This window comes from Streptomyces sp., from assembly GCF_031178505.1.
Lineage (GTDB): Bacteria > Actinomycetota > Actinomycetes > Streptomycetales > Streptomycetaceae > Streptomyces > Streptomyces gulbargensis.
The window spans coordinates 1-2629 of record NZ_JAPSIW010000877.1 but is presented as its reverse complement, the minus strand read 5'-3'; the positions used below and the strand labels follow the sequence as shown (position 1 = coordinate 2629).

3 protein-coding genes are annotated in these 2629 nt (G+C 71.5%); 2 read left to right on the top strand and 1 reads right to left on the bottom strand.

Features of this window, described 5'->3' with window-relative positions:
* Window positions 1-8: 8 nt before the first annotated feature.
* A complete protein-coding gene (locus RIF68_RS33820; protein ID WP_309055295.1) occupies window positions 9-725 on the top strand; it encodes a phosphatase PAP2 family protein in 717 nt (238 codons plus the stop codon).
* A 129-nt stretch (window positions 726-854) separates the two neighbouring features.
* Window positions 855-1538, top strand: coding sequence for a helix-turn-helix domain-containing protein (locus RIF68_RS33815; RefSeq protein ID WP_309055294.1), 684 nt, complete (start codon window positions 855-857; stop codon window positions 1536-1538).
* Here the strand turns inward: RIF68_RS33815 and RIF68_RS33810 are convergent.
* A partial coding sequence (locus tag RIF68_RS33810) for a hypothetical protein (protein WP_309055293.1) occupies window positions 1514-2629 on the bottom strand: 1116 nt, incomplete at its 5' end. The two genes, RIF68_RS33815 and RIF68_RS33810, sit on opposite strands and share 25 nt — an antisense overlap.

Below are 2629 nucleotides of genomic sequence, written 5' to 3'. Positions count from 1 at the left end.
CGGGGGCGATCGTCGGGCAGGATCAGGGCATGCGTTCCTCCGCCGTGGTCTCCGGGGTCCTGGCCGGGCTGTGCCTGCTGCTGGTGGCCGGCGAGTGGCCACCTCTGCTCTCCCTCGACCGCGCGGTCGCCGAGGCGTTCCACCGCGTCGCCGTCGACCACCCCGAAGTGACGGCCTTCGCCCGGGTGTTCAGCGACTGGGTGTGGGACCCGCTCACCATGCGGGCCCTGGCGGCGGCCACGGTGCTCGTGCTCTGGTGGCGGGGCGAGCGCCGCCGGGCGGTGTGGGTGGCGGTGACCACGGTCGTCGCCCTGGGGGTCCAGCACCTCCTCAAGGCCGCCGTGGGGCGGGAACGGCCGGTGTGGCCCGACCCGGTGGACTCGGCGCGGTTCGCGGCGTTCCCCTCGGGTCACGCGATGGCGGCCACGGTGACCTGCGGGCTGCTGCTGTGGGTGCTCGCGTTGAGCCGGCGGGAGCCGTGGCGGGGCTGGGGCACGGTCGCCTGGCTCTGCGCGGTCTCGGTCCTGGGCGTCGGCTGGACCCGGGTGCACCTGGGCGTGCACTGGCCCTCGGACGTCGTCGGCGGGTGGCTGCTCGGCTGGTGCCTGGTCGCCTCGGCCGTCCTCGCGTACCGCTGGAGCGAGCGCCGCTTCCCGCGCCCCCTCCCCCGCGCCGTACCACCGCCGCCGGCTTCACGGCGGAGCAGAATGGGAGAAAAGGAGTGAGACCGCCTGTTCTGGACGATCCCCCGTGTCGCCCAGAACAGACGGTCAGACCGCCCTCCGACCGGGTCGGCCGGAGCGCGGCATGCGCTGAGTATATTGGCTGGCAGCCAGTCAACGCAGGAGTCCAGCATGTCCCCGCGTAGTCCATCGGTCAACGAGCAGCTCCGAAGACGTTCGCGCGAGCGCATTCTGGAGGCCACCGTCGAGCTGGTGTCGACGCGCGGTTACGAGGCGACCACACTCGGCGACATCGCCGAGCGGGCCGGTTCGGCGCGCGGGTTGATCTCGTACTACTTCCCGGGCAAGCGGCAGCTCCTCCAGTCGGCCGTGCACCGGCTGATGCATCTGACGCTGGAGGAGGCGCTGGAGCGCGAGCCGCGCACCGAGGACGGCCGGGAGCGTCTGGCACGGGCCATCGACGCGATCCTCGGCCTGGCGGTGGACCGGCCGACCCTGATGCGGACGCACATGGCGGGGATCCTCCAGGCCGAGGGCTTCGTGCGGTGCGAGGAGCAGCAGCGGCTCGCCTTCCTGCTGCGCGACACGGTGGAGCGGTACGGCTCCGAGGACGTGGACACCGACTATCCGCTGTTGCGCGCCCTGCTGATGGGCGCGGTGGTGGCGGTGCTGCTGCCGGGGGCGCCGATGCCGGTGGCCCGGCTGCGCGCGGAGCTGTTCCACCGTTACGGGCTCGAGTGGGAACGCGGTGCGCCGCCGGACGGGGGTCCGCCCGGCGGCACGCCGGTGGTGGGGCCGCCGCTCGGCCGGCCCGTGGACGGTGCGCCCGGTCAGTCCTCGAAGTCGTCGAAGTAGTCGGGCTGCGTCTGGACGTTGAGCTCGTGCATCCGGACGCGGGCGGCCGGGTCCGTGCGGCGGTCGGAGACCTTCAGCACGTCGAGGCCCTTGGCGATGTCGTTCGAGTAGATGTGGCCGTTGTAGTAGTACGCGGACCAGGAGCCGCCCACGGAGAGGGTGGTGGCGGAGAGCGGTCCGCGCTCGAAGTGGCCGATCTCCCTGGGCCTGGCGGAGTCGGTGAAGTCCCAGACGGAGACGCCGCCCTGGTACCAGGCCTGGACCATGAGGTCCTTGCCCTTGACCGGGATGAGCGAGCCGTTGTGGGCGACGCAGTTCTCGGTGGCGGCCTGGTGGCGCGGGATCTTGAAGTAGCTCCGGAAGACCAGGTCGCGCTTCTTGCCCTTGCCGACGATGTCGTAGATGCCGTTGGCGCCGCGGTTCGGGCCGATCTCCGCGGTGCAGGTGGCGCCGCTGCCGCCGCCGAGCTCGTCGGTGAAGACGACCTTGTTCGCCTTCTGGTTGAAGGTCGCGGAGTGCCAGAAGGCGAAGTTGACGTTGTCCTGGACCTGGTCGATCACCCGGGGGCGTTCGGGGTCCGCGATGTCGAAGAGGATGCCGTCGCCCATGCAGGCGCCGGCGGCGAGGTCCTTGCCGGGAAGCACGGTGATGTCGTGGCAGCCGGTGGTCTTGGTGACGCCGGGGTTCGTGGGGGCGCCGGGGTTGCCGCCGCCGTCCGGGCCCTCGCCGGGGAAGAGGACGGGGAAGCCGACGACGCGCGCCTGCTCGGGAGCCTTGCGCGGGACCTTGATGACGGAGATGCCGTCGTGCGGCGGACGGCAGTCCGGGAAGGCCGCGTTGGGCGAGTAGGACGAGACGTAGACGTACACGTCCTTGCGCTGCGGGACGAGGGTGTGGGTGTGCGATCCGCAGGCGGTCTCGACGGCGGCGACGTACTTCGGGTCGGTGACGTCGCTGATGTCGAAGATCTTCACGCCTTCCCAGGACTCCTTGACGGAGGCCGGCTGGGAGGTGCTGGCGCACGAGTCGTCGCTGCGGGAGGAGTCGGTGGAGAGGAAGAGGAGGTCCCCGGAGACGGAGATGTCGTTCTG

What these genes read in the sequence shown, in the direction of transcription:
- RIF68_RS33815 (WP_309055294.1), top strand. Translation starts at nt 855, where the DNA reads ATGTCCCCGCGTAGTCCATCGGTCAACGAGCAGCTCCGAAGACGTTCG.